The sequence below is a fragment of the Gemmatimonadaceae bacterium genome, assembly GCA_037721215.1.
Taxonomy (GTDB): domain Bacteria; phylum Gemmatimonadota; class Gemmatimonadetes; order Gemmatimonadales; family Gemmatimonadaceae; genus UBA4720.
The window spans coordinates 163,820-184,802 of record JBBJNV010000001.1 but is presented as its reverse complement, the minus strand read 5'-3'; the positions used below and the strand labels follow the sequence as shown (position 1 = coordinate 184,802).

The window sequence follows — 20,983 nt, the reverse complement described above, 5'->3', positions numbered from 1 at the left end:
TTCTCCTCGTGTTGCTCAAAATTAAGCTAAGCCGGGCGAAAAAGTATCGGTGATTATGGTCCACTCCTCCTCCGTCACGGGCTGAACCGAAAGTCGGCTCCCCCGCTGGAGCAATACCATCTTCTCCAGCCCCGTCACACTCCGCAGCTCAGCAAGAGTGATGATACGCGGAAACGCTTTGACTGCTTTCACGTCCACCACGAACCATATTGGCGACTCCTTATTGCTCTTAGGATCGTAGTGCGAGTCATCCGAATCGAAAGCCGTTGGATCAGGATACCCGCCGCGAACCACCTCCGCGATCCCGGCAATCCCCGTGGGGTCGCAGCTCGAATGGTAGAAAAAAGCCAGATCGCCCGGCTGCATGCCGTCGCGCATCATGTTCCGGGCCTGATAATTCCGCACGCCGTCCCAAGCCGTGGTTTGCAACGGCGCATTGACGAGGTCGTCAAAGGAAAATGACGTCGGCTCGGATTTCAGCAGCCAGTAACGGCGCTTCGTTCTCTCTGAACTCACCATGCACTCCGCATCACGTTCCGATGTTATCGATTCCACCGCCGGATTGCCAGCCGCAAGACTGGTCCATCGCGAATTGCGGTTCACCGCACAGCAGCAGCCAACTCTTGCAAGCTTGCTGAACACAATCAAAGAGCTCGCACGGTCCGGCTGGAACCATTGCGCTCATTTACCGTAAATTGAGCTACTCATAACAAATGGCGTACATGTCTTTTTATCGTCCTTCGACCGTTATCGCGTTCCTGGCTGTTTCGCTGGCTCAGGCCGCAGAGGGGCAAACTCCGCCCGGCGCCGTCAGATATCCCGCGACAGCGCGCGGCAGTCAGACGGACGACTATCATGGCTCCCGGATCGCCGACCCCTACCGCTGGCTCGAGAACACCGACTCGCCGGAGACCGCTGCGTGGGTTCAGGCTCAGAACGCAGTGACGTTTTCGTATCTGGCAGGGATCCCGGCGCGCGCGGCAATCAGAAATCGCCTCATGCAGGTCTGGAATTATCCCAAATATTCGTCGCCCTCGAGGGCAGGCAACCGCTTGTTCTATTACGAGAACAGCGGGCTCCTGAGCCAGAGCATTCTCTACGTGAAGGATGACGGCCGCCCCGCGCGGGTGCTGCTTGACCCCAACTCCATGTCTGCAGATGGAACGGTGGCGCTCTCAACCAGCCAGGAATCACCGGACGGCCGGTATCTCGGTTACGGAGTATCTGCGAGCGGATCAGACTGGCAGGAATTCCGGGTGCGCAATGTAGATACCGGGCGCGATCTCACCGACACCCTCAAGTGGGTAAAGTTCTCGGGCCTTTCGTGGACCAAGGATAACAAAGGGTTCTTCTACTCCCGCTACGATTCGCCAAAAAACGGTAACACCCTTACGAACGTCAATCAGAATCAGAAACTCTATTACCACCGGCTCGGCGCTCCACAGTCGGCCGACCGGCTTGTTTATGACCGTCCTGATCAGCCCGGGTGGCTTTTCGATGCAACTGTCACCGACGACGGTACATTCGCTGTCATCACTGTGAGCGCGGGTTCGGACCGCCGTACGCGCCTTTACTACGTGTTCCTCGACAATGCGAAGAAGCCGAAGGTTGACGCACCGGTCGTGCGTCTCATCGATCAGCTCGACGCCGAGTATGCGTTTGTTCACAACACGGGTGACAATTTTCTCGTTCGTACTGATTTTGGTGCGCCAAAGGGGCGGCTCGTTTCGATCGATATCAACGCGGCTCAATCGACTCGCTGGCTCACCGTTATTCCTGAGGGAAAGGATGCGATGGGGAATGTCCAGGTAATCGGAAACAGACTGGTAGTTTCCTACCTTCAGGATGCGCATTCCAGCATTCGCGTATACGGCATGCCTGACGCGGATGATCTGCGCCGCGGGCGCGGAACGAGGCAGGGCGCGTTTCCCGGCGGATCTTCGAGAGGAGCTCAACGCCCGCCCGCGCCGGAAGAAGCAGTGGTGCGTGATGACCGGGCCAGCAGGAGCGCGCCCGGGTACCCGTACATTGGCGAGATTGCGCTGCCGGGAATTGGCTCTGTAAGCGGCATCACCGGCCGACCGAAGGATGACGAGATGTTTTACAGCTTCACGTCCTATCTCTCTCCGCCATCGGTGTTTCGCTACGACCTGAAGCGGCGGGTCAACACGGTTTACAAGACTGCGTCGCTGCCGATGGATCTGAACCAGTTCGAGACGAAACAGGTTTTTTTCAAGAGCAAGGACGGAACGCAGGTACCAATCTTCATAACGTCGAAGAAAGGGCTGACGCTCAATGGTGCTAACCCCACCATTCTCTACGGGTATGGCGGATTCAACATTTCGCAGACTCCGGCGTTTTCTCCTGCCAACCTGGTGTGGCTCGAGATGGGCGGCGTTTACGCTGTCGCCAATCTCCGCGGAGGTGGCGAGTACGGAAAAGACTGGCATGAAGCAGGGACGCTGGGCAGGAAGCAGAACGTTTTTGATGATTTCATCGGTGCAGCACAGTATCTGGTGAACGAACGATATACGTCGCCCGCGAAACTCGCGGTTGCCGGGGGCTCGAATGGTGGGCTGCTTGTGGGAGCCGTCGTGAATCAACGCCCTGAGCTGTTTGGCGCGGCCCTGCCGGCCGTTGGGGTGATGGACATGCTTCGCTTTCACAAGTTCACCATCGGCGCGGCGTGGACGTCGGATTACGGCTCCGCAGACAATCCGGCGGACTTCGCGTTTCTGCGTGCCTATTCTCCGCTTCACAACATCAAGCCGGGCGTTCGTTATCCGGCGACGATGGTTCTTACCGCGGATCACGACGACCGTGTCGTTCCCGGGCATTCGTTCAAGTATGCGGCGACGCTTCAGAATTCCCAGGCTGGCCCGGCACCGATACTCATCCGGATCGATACCAAGGCCGGGCATGGTGCTGGCAAACCGACTGCCAAGCGGATCGATGAGGCCGCCGACAGATTCGCGTTCCTGGTGCAGAATCTGAATATGCGCGTAACGCTTCAGTAGTGGAGCCTGCGACGATGCTGTTCAACGACGTGCTGGGTGTTGTCCGGCTCGTAGTAGTCGCCATAGTTTTACTGTTCGCCGGTTTCTGTGTGATCGACTGGCTGGTGCGAACGCGAAAGGTGAATGTCTTTGGCGGGCTTGCCCGTTTCTCCAGGTCGAGGATCGATCCGATTCTCGAGCCGGTGGAGCGGCGTATCGTCAAAGCGGGTGGCAACCCGGCAAGCGCGCCACTTTGGGCACTGGCAGGCGCGGTGGTAGGTGGCATACTTCTCATCAGCGTTCTGGATTTCATCGCCGGCCAGGTCTATGGCATCGCGGCTTCCGTTCAGGCGGGCCCGCGCGGAATATTCCGGCTGCTGGTTGCCTGGACGTTTGCTTTTCTCCGCATGGCGATTCTCGTGCGCGTGATCAGCACGTGGCTGCCCATATCACCGCACTCGCCGTGGATCCGCTGGGCGCATGTTGTCAGTGAGCCTGTTCTTCGGCCGTTACGCCAGGTCATTCCAACACTTGGTCCGATCGATATCACACCGATCGTCGCATATTTCCTCCTTGGTTTACTACAGAGCGCAGTGCTGCGATTGATTTAGTGACAGAAATACTCGTTGTGGGATCAGACCCGACGCTGATCGAGGGAGTCGTTCAGACCCTTGCTGCCGCGGAGCACAGGGTCACCATTGCCAGTGACATTTCAGAAGCGATCGTGGCACTAGGCGGTCGTCGGCCGCTAGTCGCAATTGTGGATCGCGCCGAGCTCTTCAGTGATGGCACGAGTTTCCGTATTCCGCTGGCACTGGGTGGAGCACTGGTCGCGTATCATCGGGACGAGACGAAACCCACTCCGCTGCCCTTTCCTGTTCAGCGGGCGATCCTGGCGAGTCTAGAGCTCCCTCTCGAGCGGAAGCGACTGGTTGCTCTGGTCGCAAAGGTCGAGGCGCGCGCCCAGGCTACCGGGAGGGCCGAGATTACAGAATCTAGGCCTGCAAACCTGCCCGATCGATTCTGAACGGAGAAAGGTCGAACTGCGAGCCGCCGTGCATCACGAGGCTCGCCTGAATTTCTCCGATGACGCTCGCAAATTTGAAGCCGTGCCCGGAACACGCGCTCGACACGAGCACACGCGGATGGCCTGGATGGAAGTCGATTATGAAGTCCCTGTCGGGGGTGTTTGTGAAGAGACATACATCCCGCTCCACGACCCGCCCATCTGCGAGTCCAGGAAGAATTCCGCCGAGTGCGCTGAGCAGCGGCTCGACTTCGACGTCCATGACACTCCGCTCGACGCTCTCGGGGTTGGCAACGATCTCGCCGCTGTGCATTACGCTTGCCTTTACGCCACGCGGAAGTCGCGGGAATCCGTAGCATACCTTCCGCGGCTCGTACTCGTATGCCCACACCGGGAACGCCGATTCCTCGTAGGCACCGACCTGTGGCTTCGGCTCGAGCCAGAATACCGCCTGGCGCTCGACTTCTAACGGAAGCATCAAGTCGTTCAGGCACCCGCCGATGCGAGCGCCCATCGCAAGCACCATCCGACTCGCTGTATGCCTGCCCTTGGGCGTAGTTACTGTCACCCCGCGGTCGGAAGACTCCCACGACAACACCGGCTCCTCAAATCTGAGGTCCGCCCCGTTTTTTGATGCGACCGCAAGATGCGCTGCGTTGCACACTTCAGGATTGAGGTATCCTGCGCGCGGGTCGACCACTGCGCTGAGATCGTCGCGCAACCCAAACGCAGGAAATCGCATCGCGACCTCAGGCGGTGTGAGCAATATATATGGGAGCCCATGCTCTTTGGCGCTCCTCAGTACGCCGGGGATCAGCGTCCCATCGTGCCTGCCGACCATCAGGCCACCGATCAGATGCAGGAGGGGCACGCCGGCGCGCACGCTCATGTCCTCCCAGAGCTCGTACGCGCGCTGCAGGAGCGGCACGTACATGGGATGCTCGAAGTACATCTCGCGGATTATGCGGCTGTCTCCGTGCGACGATCCAAATGGGTGTCCGGGACTCCATCGGTCGAGGCCCAGTACCCGCTGTCCGCCCAGCGCGAGACGCGCGGCAGTGGCACTCCCCATAGCGCCGAGCCCGGCGACGATCGCATCGTATTTCATCGTCAGCGAACCGCCTCTCCGGCTGCCCGACCCGCCGCGCGCCCTGAAAAAAGACAACCGCCCAGAAAGGTGCCTGCCAGATGTGGTCTTTGCATCGCCCTGTCGCCGGAGATAACGTAGAGGTCCGGACACAATTACATCACAGACCCGCTGACTGCAATGGACATGATTCAGGTTCTTCCCCACCGATTCACACTCGCAGCGCTTGTGTGTCTCGCGATTGCGGCTGGCTGCGCGCCACGCCCCGTGCTGCGGCCAACGGCCGGCGGTGCGAGTCCAACTCCCGGCACGACGACATCCTCCACTGCCGGGAGCAGTCCGGTTTCGGCAACAGGCGTGGCTGATGGTCAATCCGGCGCCGGGTCTGCTGTAGTTCCGTTGAGTCCCATCGAGCGCGCCATCGCTGCAGCGGTCGATACGCGTAATGCCGAAGGTCTGGCGCTCCTCGAGCGACTCGTGAACATCAACAGCGGCACGATGAATTTTGCGGGCGTGCGCGAGGTCGGCAAAGTGCTCAGCGCTCAGTTCGAGGCGCTCGGCTTCACTGCACGCTGGGTTGATGGTGCTCCATTCGGCCGGGCCGGGCATCTTGTTGCGGAGCGGACCGGCGTTGGGCCGCGAATTCTTCTCATCGGTCACCTCGACACCGTGTTCGAGCCAAGCAGCCCGTTCCAGAAGTTCGAGCGTCTGAGTGATACGACGGCGCGCGGGCCAGGCATCATCGACATGAAAGGTGGCGACGTGATCATCGTTCAGGCGCTTAAGGCGCTTCGCGCTGCCGGCGCACTCCAGGCGATGAGTATTACCGCAGTGTTCATGGGAGATGAGGAAGATTCCGGGGATCCGGTAAGTCTGGCCCGTGCGGCGCTCATCGAGGAGTCGAAGCGTTCTCAGTTTGCGATCGGATTCGAGGATGGGTCGGGCGACCCGCGCACGGCAGTGGTCTCGCGCCGCGGCTCGGGTTCGTGGGTCCTCAAGTCTACGGGTACTCCAGCTCACTCTTCACAGATCTTCCGCGCCGACATCGGTGCCGGCGCGATCTTCGAGACCGCGCGCGTTCTGCAGCAGTTCCGCGAGCAGTTGAGTGCGCAGGAGTTCCTGACTTTCAATCCCGGTTTCGCGGTTGGCGGCTCGGATATCCGGATGGATACGACCGAGCCGGGCGGTACCGCGCACGGGAAGAGCAACATTGTCGCGAAGACGATGCATGTCACCGGCGATATCCGGACAATTTCGCCGCAGCAGCTCGCGAGTGTGAAGGCAACGATGCGGGCGATTGTTGCTCAGCCGCTGCCGCAGACCCGCTCGGAGATAATGTTTGACGATGGCTATCCGCCGCTCGCGCCGACTGACGGTAACCGGCGGCTGCTGGCGATGTACGATGCGGCGAGCCGTGAGCTGGGGTTCGGGCCGGTGGTTGCGGTAAATCCTATGCGGGCAGGAGCGGCAGATGTGTCATTCACCGCTGCTCATATTTCGTCAGCGATCGATGGGATCGGGCTCTCGGGGTGGGACGGTCATACGGATAAGGAGACTGCTGATCTTCGGAAATTCCCTTCACAAACCAAGCGTGCAGCGATTCTGCTTTATCGGATCGCGAGGGGCGTCAAGCCGTAGATTGCCCTACACCGGCAAAGTACATGGGAACCCATATAAACCCGGTTATTGGATTGTGCGGGACTTCAACGTCGATGCCCAGTTGAGCACGATTTTGACCGAGCCGGCCGCGTCGTTTGCGGGAATTTTTCCGACCAGCAGGCGACCGTCGGGCGCGAGCGTCCAGCCACGCATCCGGTCTATCGCCGGCAGTGCTTCCGGCTGGCCGACGGTACCCGCATCGGGATTCACAGGGACGCGGATGATTCGGCCGGCCCACTCGTAGTAGATGGTCCGCCCGTCGCGCGACCATTCCGAGGCCGCACCGCCGTCGACTGATACCTGGATCCGCCGGGGTCCGCGGCCCGCAGGGTACGGCATCATATAAATTTCGCTTCGGCCGGATTCGTTCGAGGTGTACGAGATCCAGTTGCCGCCTGGCGAGAATCTGCCGTCTTCCTGGCTTCCCAGCCCGCCAACAACCAGCTCGGGGCGCTTGCCACTGCGCAAATCAAGCGAGGCGACCCAGATATCCTCACTGCCACCCTCTACGTCGTCGTAAAGAATGAGCCGGCCGGCCGGCGAGGTTGAGCTTCCTTCCTTGTCGACAGGCGAAGTCAGCACCAGTTGCTCGGGCTGGCTGGCGTCGGCGACGCGCTTGAAGAGGTCGTACTGCGGGACATCGCGGTTGTACACCACCTCCCTGCTGTCGGCGGTCCACATCACGTTGGTCTCCTTTTGATCTGTTCGTGTAAGCCTCGTGAAAATCCGCCTGTCCCGATTGAAAATCCAGACGTCTCCATCTCGTATGACGGCGAGGCTCCGACCGTCCGGAGACGGAGCGGCGGCGGTGTACCTGCCAGCGGAATCCATCGCGGGCTCTTCGTTGCCACGCTGATCTCTCCATACCAGCTCACTCCGCTTCGATCCTCCTCGCACGTAAGCCAGCGTTCCGTTATTCGCCACCGAGGACGCCGCCCAGCCATTGGAGGGGTCGGTAAGTATGTCCAGATCGACCTGTACCGGAGATCCGATCACGCGCCTCGCTCCTGCATCGAACGGCACGGTCATCATGATGCCTCCTCTTGCGAAGAGGAGGTGGCCACTCGTGTACTGGCCGTGGTACGCACCTTCGAGCACCGTCGTCCGTTTTCCCGTTTCCAGCGACAGCGTTTCAATACGGGATTTGTCGGGGGGAGAGAGGTAAGTCGTGAAAAGGACGTGCTTTCCATCCGGCAGCACCTGCGGCCACCAGTGCCCGAGCTCGCCACGTTTGCGATCAGGAGTCGTCAGGATCGCGCTGTCCCGTCCTTCAGCGGAAATCCGGTGGAGCCCGGTATTGTAGTTCCGGGTGTAAACGACGGCGTCATTTCCAATCCACGCCACCTGTCCCCATGCCGCAGGCGCAAGAACGCTCGAAGCTCCGCCATTCACTGGCGTCTTCCTGATCATCCCATCGGCAAAGAACGCGATCCATCGACCATCCGGCGAAAACGCGGCTTGCCCGCTGACGTTTTGCGAACCCGCAACATCGTGAACCGAGTCCCGGTCCAGACGACGAAATACCAGCTTGTTGATGCCGCCCGATATGACTTCGATCGCCAGCACCGAGGCATCCGCATTAAGCTGCACCACTCCAACAGTGAAATCGTTGAGCCGCATGCCGGGCGGCAGCTCTACCGACAAGCTTGCGACTACTGGTAGCTCCCGATTCGTTGCAGATCGCACCGCCATCATCGCAGCGACGAGTATGGCTGCCGCCGTCACTCCCCATGCCAGCGAGGGCCGTCGAAGCAAGTGCCGAGCGCGCGATTCCGATGCTTGATTGTCGGTCTCACCTGCCGCGAGGCCGAATCCCGGCGTCACCAGCGCGTTGCTGAATTGCGCCGCTGAAGTGAAACGATCGGCAGGAAGTTTTTCGAGCGCCTTCAGTACTGCGGCGTTTACGTTCGCGGGGATCGACCGCCGCTGGCCGGTGAGCGCGCGAGGCTGCTCTGTCATGACGCGCGCGACGATCGCCTGCACTGTCGGACCGGTGAACGGAGCTTCCCCCACGAGCATTTCGTACATCACCGCGCCGAGCGCATAGATGTCGGCGCGGCCATCGATCGCTCGTTCTCCCATCGCCTGCTCCGGCGCCATGTACGCCGGAGTTCCGAGCGAAAGCCCGGTCTGCGTCATCCGCGAGCCGCCAGCAGCGCTGACCGCGAGCGCAATACCGAAGTCGGCCACGAGCGCCTGATCTTCGTGCAGCAGAATATTCTCGGGCTTGATGTCACGGTGAACCACGCCCTGGCGGTGGGCGGATTCCAGAGCGCTCGCTACCTCGCGGCCGATACGGACGGCGTCATCGACAGCCAGTTGAGTCTCGCGTTCCAGACGCCGGCGTAGCGATTCACCCGCTACATAGGGCATGACGTAGAAGAGCAAGCCGTCGGCATCACCCGAGTCGAGCAGCGGCAGAATGTGTGGATGCTGAAGCCGGGCAGTTGTCTTGATCTCGGCAAGAAAGCGCTCGGCCCCAAGTGCGGCCGCGAGATCCGGATGAAGGACTTTTATCGCGACGTCGCGTTCGTGCCGAAGGTCGTGCGCCAGATAAACAGTCGCCATTCCGCCTGCGCCTGTCTCGCGCATCACACGGTAACGGTCCGCAAGTGCGAGCCCCAGACGGGTCAGCACGTCAGTCAATCGTTGAGCCTCCGGAAGCCAGTCACGTTATCAGCGCTTGCTGTTCGCCTCAGCGATGGAACGCAGCTGTGCAATCGGAATGACAGGCCCATGAATGGGGACGATTCTGTCAACGACGAGCCGCAGCCGGTCGATGTTGTCGACGAGGTTCGGTGCGAAAGGATAAGACGGCGCGACCGCCGCGCCCGCGGCAGGGGGATTGTAGGCGTCCGCCTGAATAAGGATCTTCTCCGCCGGCAGGTAGACGATGAGCATCGTCGCCGAGTGCGGATTGCCGCGGAGATGGTGCAGTTCTACGCTCCGGTTGCCGTCGCTTATCACCCGCTTCGCTCCGACAATCTCCACCCGTGCACGCTTGGGATCACTCGACAGCGCGTCGCCAACAATGGAGTGTCGCTGCCTAGCGAGATCATTCACGAATGCTGCGTTTCCCGAATGCGTCACAATCGTGAGACCCTCCGAGATTGCCGCTCTCAATCCCCCTGCATGGTCGAAGTGATGATGCGTGTCGATCACTCTTCGCAACGGCTTGCCGGGGCGTAGCGCGCGAGCGCGCTTGATCACCGCGAGCGTGCGCGCATCGTTGAGCGGCGCTTCAACGAGCAGAATTTCGTTCTGCATCTCGATCGCCACGCTGTGGTGTGTCTGGCCGGCCAGATGCCAGACCCCGGGGGCGACCTCATCGGCAGTGACGGTGACCGTCCCGGGAACAGGCGCCGCCCCACGTAACGCCGCGGGTGCAGCGAGGTCGCCAACTTCCGTGTTGATTCGCGCAGTGGCGACCCGCGTGTCCATTAGCGGCCAGCGCCCCGCGAGCCGCTGAGTAATTCGCATGGGAACCCTTATACCTCCCGCGTCGTGCCAGTCCGCAAAACTTGTTGCCATTATCACGTCGCCGAGCATTGGATGATAGACATTTTTTTCGATGCGCACTGGCAGCTTGGTCCGCGGGTCGACGAAGAGAGAGTACCTGCTCCCTCCGGCATTCATGCGAACGTGACGCAATCCGCCCGCTTGTGCCGCTTCGGTGAGTTGCGTGCCCGCCGCCAATGCCATCTGAATGAATCCGATCGGGTGATAGGCGAGTTCATATGCGCGGTCGATATCAGCGCGGCCGGCAGATCGTCGTGAAATCCCGTCGGCGCCAATGTCGAATGCGACGCCGTCCCAAGCCGACTTCAGCGGTTGTGGCGACGCATTGCCAGTAATGAACCGCGGCTGGCGGGTGAGTTCCTGACGCCACCTCCGGTTTGCGAAATCGAACGACCGTCGGTATCCGGTGACCGCATAGACGGGCAACGGCGCGGCAGGCGACATCCCCTGGCCAAGGTTGTACATCTCGCCAGTTCCTTCGAGCATCAAGGTACGAACGGCGAGAATCCGCTCAGCCCCGCCGATGGCGCGCGCTACGTCGTCGAGCAACGGCCGGCCAGGTCTCTGAGCGGAGACGGATGACGCAGCGGCCATTGCGGTGATTGTCCACATCAGCAGTCGATGATAGCGGCCAGCCGGCATTGCAGAACTCCAGATCGGGTTGTGAGTGACGTTACGGAATGATGGAGAAACCGGCAATGCACCGCGCTAGATAGAAAGCTCCGCAGGATCCTGTCTGTAGAATCCTTTCAGCTCCTCGTAGAGCGCCTGATGCTTCGCCAGAAGCTCGGCGGGTCGCTCGAAAAAGAACTCCGTCACGACCGCGAAAAATTCTGCTGGATTAGTGGCGCCGTAGGCGTTCAGTATTGACAGCTCCCCGGCGTCATCGAGCTTGCGCAGTTGTTCGTATTCGGCGCCAAGCACCCGGGCCCAGGAGAGATACTGCTGCCTCGTGTCGAGCAGTGGTGTTCCATCCGTCCCCATACCCTCGAAGTCCAGTTGATGGGCAAATTCGTGAAGGACCAGGTTGTGTCCGTCGTCGTACACCCGCGACCCGTGCAGTGCCGCATCCCACGCAAGCACGATTGCGCCGAGCTGCTGCTGGGTGTGCCCCAGCCGGTGTTGCTCGCCTGCCTCCCAGATTCCGCCTCCGACGTTCCGCTCACCCTCCTCCACATAGATGCTGGGATACACCAGAATCACCTTGACCTTTGGGTAGTAATCGGTGTCGCGATGCAGCAGGAGGATGCAGGCCTGCGCGGCAATGGTCACCCGGATCTCGTCCGTCAGCTCGAGTCCGCCACACCCTTCCCAGAGTTTCTCGGCGATGAAGACCTGTACGTGGCCCAGCAGCTCCGTCTTGTCGTCATCGGGCAATCGCGAATACATCGGAACATTGGTCTCGATAATCCGACGCCACTCGGGATCAAATGGCTTTGCTCGAAGCCGCTCGCGCTTGCGGCGTCTGGTGGGTATCACTCTTTACCGCTCCGTTTGAAAGGGAAGGTCAGATACGCATTCTCTCGCCCTGCATCAGGCCGGGCCGCCACCGACGGGATCGTCGCCGGCCATCAAGCTTCGCTCGAGCCTTTCAAGGTAGCGGCCGACGTCGATCCCATCCGCCACTGCATGATGCACTTCGACTCCTACGGGAAGACGCCAGCCTTCCCCGACCTTTGAACACTTCCCGAAAACAATGCGGGGTATTGAATCGTCGCCACCCGGCATCGCATTGGAAACGCCGGTGAAACGAACCCACGGCAGCGTCGAATGATAAATGACGTCGTCGTCAGAATGCCCGGCCACAAGCGCACCCGGCTGCCGTGCGCGCCTGAGCTCGACGGAATTCAGACGGAGGAAATCGGCGAAACTATCGGCCGGGTCGAGACGCGCAAATGCAAATGTTTCGTCGCTCCGAAGGACAGTCGGCGAAATTGCGATCTGGTCGTGCACCCACACCCCGTCGCCGCGGATGCGCCTCCGAAACGCTTCGGTTTCATTCGCGCACCTGAGGGCGAGAAAAATTGCGGAAAGGGAAAACAGCGGCCCATCGGGCCTGTTGCATCGCTCGCGAAGCGGCGTCACGTCGAGCTCCACGGACACGCCGAAGAAAGGGCTCGAGAAGGTGCGATACAACGCGAAGTGTTCGCGGCGCTTCCATCCGGCAATGTCAATAAAATGACCAGGTGATCGCACGGCGTCAGCAGGGTTTTCAGTCATCTCAGCAATTCGTTGAGGGAAACCGGAAGCCGCCAGAGTGTATTTGCACGTTAGACTATGCTCAGTATCGCCCGATGTCCCCGAAAATGGTACATGATGCTTCTCAATATTCGCACCTCTATCGTCGCACTTCTGATTTCCTGCGAGCAGGCACATCCTGACACTGCAGGATCTCAGGGCGTTGCACACGAAGCTTCGCCGGGCACCAATCGAACAGTTTCGGGTCAGGCGACTCAATCGGGTATGTTCGCCACCAGTACCGGTGACGCGCGTTCGAACGCACAGCGAGTCTCACTTGGCATTACGGTGTTGCTTGAAGACTCGCTTCATCTCGTGCGCGGGAAGCGCGTCGGGCTGATCACCAACCATACCGGCCGGGACGAACGTGGCCGTGCCTCGATCGACGTTCTTGCCAATGCCCCCGGTGTGCGTCTGACCGCCCTGTTCGCGCCTGAGCACGGTATCCGCGGCGCCGCGGAAGGCGGCAAACGGATATCGTCGAGTGTGGACAAGGCCACTGGAGTGCCCATTCATTCCCTGTATGGCGCGAGCCGGGTTCCGACAGCCCGGATGCTCGCCGGGGTGGATGTCCTGGTTTATGACATCCAGGATGTCGGTGCGCGGATGTACACGTACGTGTGGACGATGACCCTTGCCGCCGAGGCGGCGAAGAAAGCGGGCAAGAGGCTGATTGTGCTCGACCGGCCGAATCCCATTCGTGGTGATCTGATCGAAGGAGGATTCATCGAGCGCCGGTATCGGTCGTTCACGGGGCTTCATAACGTCATGCCGCGATACGGACTCACACCGGGCGAGCTCGCTTTGTATCTCGCCGGTACGAAGCAGATCGACGCCAACATCACCGTTGTCCCGATGAAGGGTTACAGGGCATCGATGTGGTGGGATGAAACCGGACTGTCCTGGGTGGGGCCATCGCCAAATATTCCGGACGTGGAGGCGGCGCTGCTTTACAATGGCACTGGATTGTTCGAAGCCACCAACGTGAGCGAAGGCCGTGGAACAAACGCACCGTTCAGACTGGTGGGCGCGAGCTGGCTGAGCGATGCGGACGAAATTGCGCGGGCGATGAATGCCAGACGCCTGCCGGGTGTGCGATTCGCCGCGACTTCCCGCCGGATTGCACCCGGTGAGGAGTTCGGTGGGAAAAGCATTCCGATGGTCAGCGTGAGAGTGACCAGCCGGGACAGCGTTCGGGTGATTGATGCAGGCGCGTATCTGCTGCAGGAGATCTACCGGCGGCATCCACGCGAGTTTCGCTGGCAGGGACGGGGGATCGAAGAGATCTCGGGATCACGCTCGCTGCGCGAGGCAGTGGAACGGGGGAATGTCGCCGATGTGCTCGCTCAGTGGAGGCACGAGTCGGCGCAATTTGCGGCGGCGGTGGCGCCCTATCGACTTTATCCGCGGTAGACCAACGTCGGGGCTCCGGTAAGCATTGGCACGAGCGCGCCGGCACCAACTGCAAACCGGGAAAGGCAAAGCAGTGGTCACATCCGCAGTTGTTCAGCTGCGCAGCGCTCTCCCCGCCATGAACGCAATCCCTCCGGTGAGGATGGCGCTGATTCCAGCAACTGAGCGACAAGCGGTCTGACCGGCACCGAATCTGAAGAATCCAATGGTTCCTGTACATTCCCGTTCACCGGGTCCGACTGCGAACCAGGTTGCTATCAACGCCATGGCTCCGAGGACCAGAGCAACGACCAGCACTGATCCGCGCTCACGTCCATAAGCCTGAAAAAGCAGTGAAATACCTGCGGCGCCGAATATTCCGGCGGCCGTATATGCGATCGCCGGAGGCGTTCGCAGGCCTGGATTGCCCGACCACACGACGTACGCGATGAAGAGACCAATGATGCAGCAAACCGCAGCACCCGCGAGCTGTTGACGCCGGGCTGCAGCGGCCATCCTATCGCTTTCCTTTCACGATGGCAAAATCAAAACAGTCGCTGCGCGCGTAATGCCCGCTCACATCGAGGTTCATCTGCTCGCGGCGCACCGCGCCAGGATCCAGTTCCGCATGGAGTGTGATTTCTCTCTCGAACACCGGCTCCGCGACGTATGCGCCATCCGGCGCAATGATCGCCGAGCCCCCTCGAAGTATCCAGTCGTCGGGGCCCTTGACGCGATCCGGGTGTGGCTCGAGCTCACTCGGAAGCGCCGAGCCGCGCATCAGCGATCCGGCGGCGAGCACATAGCATCTGCCCTCGAACGCGTAGTGACGGCTGGCCACCTGATGCATCTCGTGAACCGTCGGCCAGACGGCCACATGGATGTCTTCGCCTGAGTCGTGCAGCGCCTGCCGCGCGAGCGGCATCCAGTGCTCCCAGCAAACAAGGCCACCAATACGCGCAAACGGAGTATCCACTGCGCGCAGGCCGCTGCTGTCGCCCTGGCCCCAGACAAGTCGCTCGGTGTACGTGGGGACAAGTTTCCGATGGTGGTTGAGCAACTGACCGTCGCTGCCATATGTGAGCAATGCGTTGAACAGCGTACCTCGGCCCGGACCGCGAGCAACGCGCTCGACGACTCCGATGACGACTACAACGCCGAGCTCAGCTGCGAGGCGGGACAGCGCAGCACCATCTTCGCCCGCAACGTCGACACTTTCCGCTGCATGACGCTCGAATACCGTTTTGGCCGGACCGTGATCCCAGAGCGCTGCGTCGCGACAAACGTCGAGCCACGCAGGGTAGCCGGGCAACCACGTCTCTGGGAAAACGATCAACTGCGCACCCGCGGCAGCCGCGTCGGCGGCAAGCGCAACTGTTTTTTTCATCCCGAGCGAGAGGTCGGCTGCCACTTCCGCCTGTACTATGGCAACGTGCATAGTTGCAGCACCCGATTTCATCAACGTGAGCGAACCGATTTGATTCCCGAGCTTGGCATCATCGAAGGATTCTATGGAAAGCCATGGACATGGGAAGAGCGGGCTGAGACTGTCTCGTTCCTCGCGCCGCACGGCTACCGATTCTATTTGTATGCTCCGAAGGCTGACCCGTACCTCCGCCGCAAATGGGCCGAGCCTCATCCTGATGAAACCGCCGGTGAGCTCGCCAGGCTTGCCGAGAAGTGTCGCGACGTCGGCGTTCGCTTCGGGATCGGTCTCAGTCCGTACGAGTTGGCCGCTTTCGACGATGCTGCCCGCCGCGCGCTGTTTCAAAAGCTTGCGCTCTTCGATGAGGTGGGGATCGACGACCTTGCAATCCTGTTCGACGACATGCGGGGCGATTCACCCCATCTCGCCGAGCGCCAGATCGAGATTGTTCAGTGGATGCGTGAAAGGGCGAAAAGCACTCGCATCATCGTATGCCCGAGCTACTACTCTGACGATCCGGTTCTCGATCGGGTTTTTGGCGCTCGCCCGCCCGGTTATGTCGAACAGCTCGGCGCCTCGCTCACCCCCGAGATCGACATCTTCTGGACGGGGGAGGAAGTCATCAGCCGTCAGTTCTCTCCGGGTCATATCGCTCGCGTCACGCAGCAACTGAAGAGAAAACCATTTCTGTGGGACAACTATCCAGTGAACGATGGCCAGCGGATGTCGCAATACCTGCATCTGCGCGGGTTCACTGGCCGACCAGCTTCGATCGCAGGTGACATACGCGCACATGGTATCAACCCCATGCTACAGCCCGTGCTCGGTCGCATCCCTGCGCTCACGCTGGCTGAGAGTTACCGATTGGGCGACGCCTATCAATACGGAGAAGCGTTTCAGCGCGCAGCTGCGCTCGTCCTCGGCGAATCACTCGGCGCACGTGTATACGAGGATCTTCTCACCTTGCAGGATGTTGGTCTCGACCGGCTGGGAGAGAAGGAGAAGCTGCTGCGCGAGCGATACTCCAGCGTCAACCATCCAGGGGCTCGCGAGATCATCGCCTGGCTCGATGGCGCGTATCGCATTACTGATGAGATCGTGCAAACGCAGTAGGTCGGATACCCGTTGCCCGTTATCCGTTACACCGTTGCCCGTTGCACGTAGGCTGATCGTTGATTACGGCTCCGTTACGGCCGCCAGAATTCTTTGAATCAGGCCGTCCATCGACCCCTGGTGCCAATGCCAGACGATGACGATGTCGTGCTGAGGGTCGATCCATATCGTATTCGAACCATTGCCCAGAGCAGCAAAGCTCGATGCCGGCGCGCTCGGCCAACGTTGTCGGTTCGTATTCAACCACCACATGTATCCGTAGTCGGGACCGTGCGCGCCTGGCGTGAGAGCGTCCCGAAACCATTGCTCGGAAACGAGCTGGCGCTCTCCCCACTTCCCACGGTTGAGAACCAGCAATCCGAATCGAGCCAGATCCTCCGAGTTCATCCACAGGCCGCCGCCCCACCGCGTGCCACCGCTGACTGATCCGATCTGTCGCCCGCCGATGTCCACTTGTGAGTTGTCGTACGGCACCCAGCGCCAGTCTGACGACGCACCAATCGGATCCATGATCCCCGTTTTCAGAACGTCCGGCAGACCGGAACCGAACAGCCTCGCGAGCGAGAGGGCAAATCGATTGACGCGAACGTCGTTGTATTCGTAAAAGGATCCCGGCGCCCTGATTGGCCGCGGCTTGCGCTCGCCGGCGCCGAACTCCGCGGCACCTACGAAATCGGAATTCTTTCCCCACAGATTCCCTTCCCACTCGCTTTCCTGCTGAAGATGGTTCTTCCAGGTGACGAGGCGATTCTGGGCAGATTCATAGCCGCCGTCGCGAATGCTGGCGACCACCGGGTCGTTGACGTTCTTAATGAGGCCTTTGTCCACACCAAGTGCGGCGACAGTCGACAGAAAACTCTTTGCGACGCTGTACACAGGATCACTCGCCTTGGTGTCCCCGAACGTGGCGACGATGTAGCCATGACGGAGAATGATGCCGTTGGTCGCCGCGCGCTTCTCGGGTACCGGACCGAGCGGCCGGCCGAAGGTGCGAACCTGATCCCGCGCGAAATCCCAGGTGGCGCCGTGCAATTGCGCGAACTCAATGGCGGCGCTGAGCTTCACCGAGTCCATACCGAGCTCGGCGGGGGATTTTCGCTGCCATTCGCCGCGCGGAGGAAAGTAAGGGCCCGTTCGCTGCGCGTGTTGCGACGTTGCGCAGCCCACGATAAGCAGGTGGGCGAGGAATATCTTCGCGGCGAACCGTAAACGGACAACAGAGTGGGAGCGCATCATGATTCTCATACTTTTTCCGTAAAGAGAACGGGGCCTGGACGGTTCCGGAAGATACGCCCGCAGTGACGCCTTCGTTGCTGCTGAACCCCCGGTAATACATCTTGTTTTGGCAGGAAACAATCACCAAGCACTCCAAACAATCCGCGCGAGCCTTATCTCTTGGAACAGGTTCTTACAAGGCAGCAGGGTGAGTTAGTAGCACTCGAACGCCAGCTCGTCCTTCGCGTGCGCGATACACTCGCGCAGAGCGACGGCCAGCGCGCTGATCTGGAAAGGCTGGCGTCGCTGGTCAATGAAATGGACGAGCTGTTTCTGCTCGTCATCGTCGGCGAATACAACACCGGTAAAAGCACTTTCATCAACGCCATCCTCGGCGATGAAGTGTTTGCCATGGGCGATCTTCCGACGACCCGGGATATCTCGATCCTCCGCTACGGCAAGGCCGGGCCTCCAGAGCTGATCGGCGAGAATGTCCAGTTGTACCACTATCCGCTCGAGGTGCTGCGCGACCTCGATATCGTCGATACACCCGGCACCAATTCCATCGAGAGGATGGAGGAAGCTATCACGCGCCAGTTCGTCCCCCGCGCCGATCTCGTGCTGTTCGTCACCAGCCTGCTTCAACCACTGACAGCCAGCGAGCTCGACTTCCTCGCACACATCAGCGAATGGGGAAAGAAAGTCGTCTTTGTCGTCAATGGAGTGGACAGACGCAACTCCGATGAGCAGCTCGATCGCGTGCGCGAGTATCTCAACAGGGAGATCGGAGTCCGGCTGGGTGCGACGACACCGACCCTCTACTTCATAAGTGCGCTTCAGGCTCTGCGAGGCAAACTTGCGGCTCGCGCCGGAAATGCAGGTGCATCTGGCACACTACCGGAATCACAGACGTCGCCAGCGGCTGTGCCGGGACAGGGAACGCCGGGCATAGTCGATCCACGGAACGAATATCCCGCACTCGAGCGCTATGTTCTCGAAACTCTCCGGGAAACCGATAGAGTCAGGCTCAAGCTGCTCTCGCCACTCGGCGTTCTTCGCAACGTGCTGAAGAACAATGTCGCGGCGCTCGATACCCGCCTCGTCGTGGTGCACGAAGATGCGCGCGTTCTCCGCTCGATCCACGAACAACTGGATGCGTACTCAAAGGAGATGCGCACCGATTCCGAGCGGTACCTGATCGAAGTCCGGAATGTGCTTTACGAGCTCGAACGGCGCGGACGTTCATGGTTCGAGCGCACTATCCGAATCGGCAACGCCAACTTCCTGCGCAACAAGGACGCGGTCGAGAACCGCTTTCGCGCTGAAGTCGTCACCGACTCTCCTCACCAGATCGAGGAAGTAGTGCACAAGATGGTCGACTGGACCGTGCAGCGAAATCTTCGTCTTTGGAGCAGCGTCTTTGCTGAGCTTGACGCGCATACCGCGCGCCTCCGCGAATCAGGCGCTCTCACTCCGCACGGTGACACAGAGTTTCAGTACAATCGGGAAGAGATGTTCGCCCGGCTAAGAGAACCGGTCGAACGTCGCCTTAGCGAGTACGACTCCGATCGCGAAGCACGCGAGATCGTGGATTCCGTCAAGGCAGCGGTCAATCAGGCGTTCGGTGTCAACGTACTTGCTATCGGACTCGGAGCACTCCTGGTGACGGCGTTCACGACTGCTGCGCTGGATGTTACCGGCATCCTCACCGCAACAATATTCGCGATTGCCGGGTGGCTCATCATTCCTGCCAAACGTCGTCAACTGATCGAGGATTTCGAAACGAAGATCGCGAAGCTGAACGATGATCTGGCAACGCTGTTGCGCGCCAAGTTTGAGGAGCAGCTCCGTCGGTATGAAGATCAGCTTCTCGAGGTTGTCGCGCCCTATGAGCGTTTTCTCGAAACCGAAAAGACAAAGCTCGAAGGCGGCCTTTCACAATTGCGTGAGGCTGAGCGCGAAGTGAGTGCGCTCGAGCAGCGGGTAATCGCGACGTTCCCGGAAGAGACACCGCCCGCCGCGCCCAGATGAGGCCACGCAATTCGTGACGTAGTCCACAAACCACCGGGCATGGAAATGGGCGCATACCGATGACCGACTCCGCCGACCGCCTGGACTCCATTGTCGATGGCGCGGCGCGAGGCCTGAAAAAAGCCGCGCGCGCGGTTCGATCGGTGTTCGATGACGATCCTTTCGCCATCGTCTCGTATCGGGGATTCGGCAACCGGAATGAGGCCTACGTCTACGGACGGGTCGTCGAGAAAGGCTCGATCGCCGCGAGCACTGATGCCGACTCGATTCTGAAGAATCTTCTGAATACCTACCGGCGCGCGGACAGCGACCCACTGCCGTTTGCAGGAGTCGCAATCGGCCACGGCGGCGGAACGACGACAGACATGAAAGCCGATGACGAGGGATTTTTTGGCGGCCGGATGGAAGCCACCATTCCCCTCGACTCCGATAAAGAGTGGCATGAGTATTCAGTGGAACTGGTTTCGCCAGTCCCTCCGGGGAAGGATACGGTAAAAGGCAGTGGAGAAACCCTCGTGCCCGCGGACAGTGCGCGGTTCGGCGTGATCAGCGACATCGATGACACTGTCATTCAGTCACGGGTATCCAACTTTCTTCTCGCCGCGCGCACGGTGATACTCGGCAACGCCCGCACGCGGCTCCCATTTCCCGGAGTGGCAGCGTTCTACGAAGCGCTTCGTAACGGATTGGTGGGCTCGGAAAAGAATCCTGTGTTTTACGTGTCCAGCAGCCCATGGAATATCCACGACGTGATTTCCGAGTTCATGGACCTGCAGAAAATTCCACGTGGGCCGATCCTGTTGAGAGACTGGGACATGAGGTTGGGATCCCTTGCGCCAACCCGGCACTTCGAACACAAGGGCGTCGCAATACGCAACATCATGCAGTGCTATCCCGCGATGGAATTCATCCTCATCGGCGATACAAGCCAGCACGATCCGGAGATTTACCGCCAGATCGTCGGGGAATTTCCGAAACGCGTGAGGGCGATCTACATCAGAGATGTCGTTCGCAGCGCCGATCGCTCGGCGTCGATAAAGCGGCTGGCGGATGAAGTACTTGCCGCGGGCTCCACTCTCGTCCTATCCGAAGACACCCTGGGCGCCGCGAAACATGCAGCCGCTCAGGGATGGATAAGCGCCGACGCGTTGCCGGCGGTCAGTGAAGAAAAGAAAGCGGACGAAGGAAAGGACGACAGCAAAGTGTCGGCGCCGGGAATCGAGCTGAAAGACGGGGAGAACGCACCATGAACCGTCCTGTGGATCCAGAAGAGGTGACGC

General features: G+C 60.2%; 17 protein-coding genes. 8 read left to right on the top strand and 9 right to left on the bottom strand.

Annotation, left to right across the window (positions count from 1 at the left end):
• Positions 1 to 21: 21 nt before the first annotated feature.
• Entirely contained in the window at positions 22 to 516 is a 495-nt protein-coding gene (locus tag WKF55_00770) for an EVE domain-containing protein (protein MEJ7758099.1), read from the bottom strand.
• Positions 517 to 713: 197 nt separating this feature from the next.
• On the opposite strand from WKF55_00770, the gene WKF55_00765 reads away from it, so the two are divergent.
• From WKF55_00765 to WKF55_00755, 3 genes are read left to right on the top strand one after another with little or no spacing between them, the layout of a single operon-like run.
• Entirely contained in the window at positions 714 to 3,017 is a 2,304-nt protein-coding gene (locus WKF55_00765; GenBank protein MEJ7758098.1) for a prolyl oligopeptidase family serine peptidase, read from the top strand.
• Positions 3,017 to 3,607 (top strand): YggT family protein, encoded by a 591-nt coding sequence (locus WKF55_00760; GenBank protein MEJ7758097.1) that lies wholly within the window; start codon positions 3,017 to 3,019, stop codon positions 3,605 to 3,607. The genes WKF55_00765 and WKF55_00760 overlap by 1 nt, the downstream gene beginning before the upstream one ends.
• Entirely contained in the window at positions 3,607 to 4,023 is a 417-nt protein-coding gene (locus WKF55_00755; protein MEJ7758096.1) for a hypothetical protein, read from the top strand. Before WKF55_00760 ends, WKF55_00755 begins: the two co-directional genes overlap by 1 nt.
• Here WKF55_00755 and solA read toward each other — a convergent pair.
• A complete protein-coding gene (gene solA / locus WKF55_00750) occupies positions 3,992 to 5,131 on the bottom strand; it encodes an N-methyl-L-tryptophan oxidase (GenBank protein MEJ7758095.1) in 1,140 nt (379 codons plus the stop codon). The two genes, WKF55_00755 and solA, sit on opposite strands and share 32 nt — an antisense overlap.
• Before the next feature lie 159 nt (positions 5,132 to 5,290).
• Here solA and WKF55_00745 point away from each other — a divergent pair, with 159 nt between their 5' ends.
• Positions 5,291 to 6,748: a M20/M25/M40 family metallo-hydrolase gene (locus tag WKF55_00745; protein ID MEJ7758094.1), complete on the top strand. Its 1,458-nt coding sequence runs from the start codon at positions 5,291 to 5,293 to the stop codon at positions 6,746 to 6,748.
• A 45-nt stretch (positions 6,749 to 6,793) separates the two neighbouring features.
• Here WKF55_00745 and WKF55_00740 read toward each other — a convergent pair whose 3' ends face one another.
• The 4 genes from WKF55_00740 to WKF55_00725 form a co-directional block, all read right to left on the bottom strand.
• A complete protein-coding gene (locus WKF55_00740) occupies positions 6,794 to 9,406 on the bottom strand; it encodes a protein kinase (protein MEJ7758093.1) in 2,613 nt (870 codons plus the stop codon).
• Between the two features lie 39 nt (positions 9,407 to 9,445).
• Positions 9,446 to 10,930 carry an MBL fold metallo-hydrolase gene (locus WKF55_00735; protein ID MEJ7758092.1) on the bottom strand — a complete coding sequence of 495 codons (1,485 nt, stop codon included), beginning with the start codon at positions 10,928 to 10,930 and terminating at the stop codon, positions 9,446 to 9,448.
• A 66-nt stretch (positions 10,931 to 10,996) separates the two neighbouring features.
• A complete protein-coding gene (locus WKF55_00730; GenBank protein ID MEJ7758091.1) occupies positions 10,997 to 11,767 on the bottom strand; it encodes a M90 family metallopeptidase in 771 nt (256 codons plus the stop codon).
• Positions 11,768 to 11,821: 54 nt separating this feature from the next.
• Positions 11,822 to 12,508, bottom strand: a complete 687-nt coding sequence (locus WKF55_00725) for a CatA-like O-acetyltransferase (GenBank protein MEJ7758090.1) — start codon at positions 12,506 to 12,508, stop codon at positions 11,822 to 11,824.
• Positions 12,509 to 12,601: 93 nt separating this feature from the next.
• Between WKF55_00725 and WKF55_00720 the strand changes: the two genes are divergently transcribed.
• A complete protein-coding gene (locus WKF55_00720; GenBank protein ID MEJ7758089.1) occupies positions 12,602 to 13,939 on the top strand; it encodes a DUF1343 domain-containing protein in 1,338 nt (445 codons plus the stop codon).
• A 93-nt stretch (positions 13,940 to 14,032) separates the two neighbouring features.
• Here the strand turns inward: WKF55_00720 and WKF55_00715 are convergent, their stop codons facing one another.
• Both WKF55_00715 and WKF55_00710 read right to left on the bottom strand, forming a co-directional pair.
• Positions 14,033 to 14,434: a hypothetical protein gene (locus WKF55_00715; GenBank protein MEJ7758088.1), complete on the bottom strand. Its 402-nt coding sequence runs from the start codon at positions 14,432 to 14,434 to the stop codon at positions 14,033 to 14,035.
• Position 14,435: 1 nt separating this feature from the next.
• Entirely contained in the window at positions 14,436 to 15,356 is a 921-nt protein-coding gene (locus tag WKF55_00710; GenBank protein ID MEJ7758087.1) for a carbon-nitrogen hydrolase family protein, read from the bottom strand.
• A gap of 39 nt (positions 15,357 to 15,395) precedes the next feature.
• Between WKF55_00710 and WKF55_00705 the strand changes: the two genes are divergently transcribed.
• The gene (locus WKF55_00705; protein MEJ7758086.1) at positions 15,396 to 16,457 is read left to right on the top strand and encodes a beta-N-acetylglucosaminidase domain-containing protein; all 1,062 of its coding nucleotides are present in this window, start codon (positions 15,396 to 15,398) and stop codon (positions 16,455 to 16,457) included.
• 63 nt (positions 16,458 to 16,520) lie between these two features.
• Here WKF55_00705 and WKF55_00700 read toward each other — a convergent pair whose 3' ends face one another.
• Complete coding sequence (locus WKF55_00700; protein MEJ7758085.1) at positions 16,521 to 17,702, bottom strand: serine hydrolase; 1,182 nt, start codon at positions 17,700 to 17,702, stop codon at positions 16,521 to 16,523.
• Positions 17,703 to 17,852: 150 nt separating this feature from the next.
• On the opposite strand from WKF55_00700, the gene WKF55_00695 reads away from it, so the two are divergent.
• Entirely contained in the window at positions 17,853 to 19,703 is a 1,851-nt protein-coding gene (locus tag WKF55_00695) for a dynamin family protein (GenBank protein MEJ7758084.1), read from the top strand.
• 59 nt (positions 19,704 to 19,762) lie between these two features.
• Positions 19,763 to 20,953, top strand: coding sequence for a phosphatase domain-containing protein (locus tag WKF55_00690; GenBank protein MEJ7758083.1), 1,191 nt, complete (start codon positions 19,763 to 19,765; stop codon positions 20,951 to 20,953).
• Positions 20,954 to 20,983: the final 30 nt, after the last annotated feature.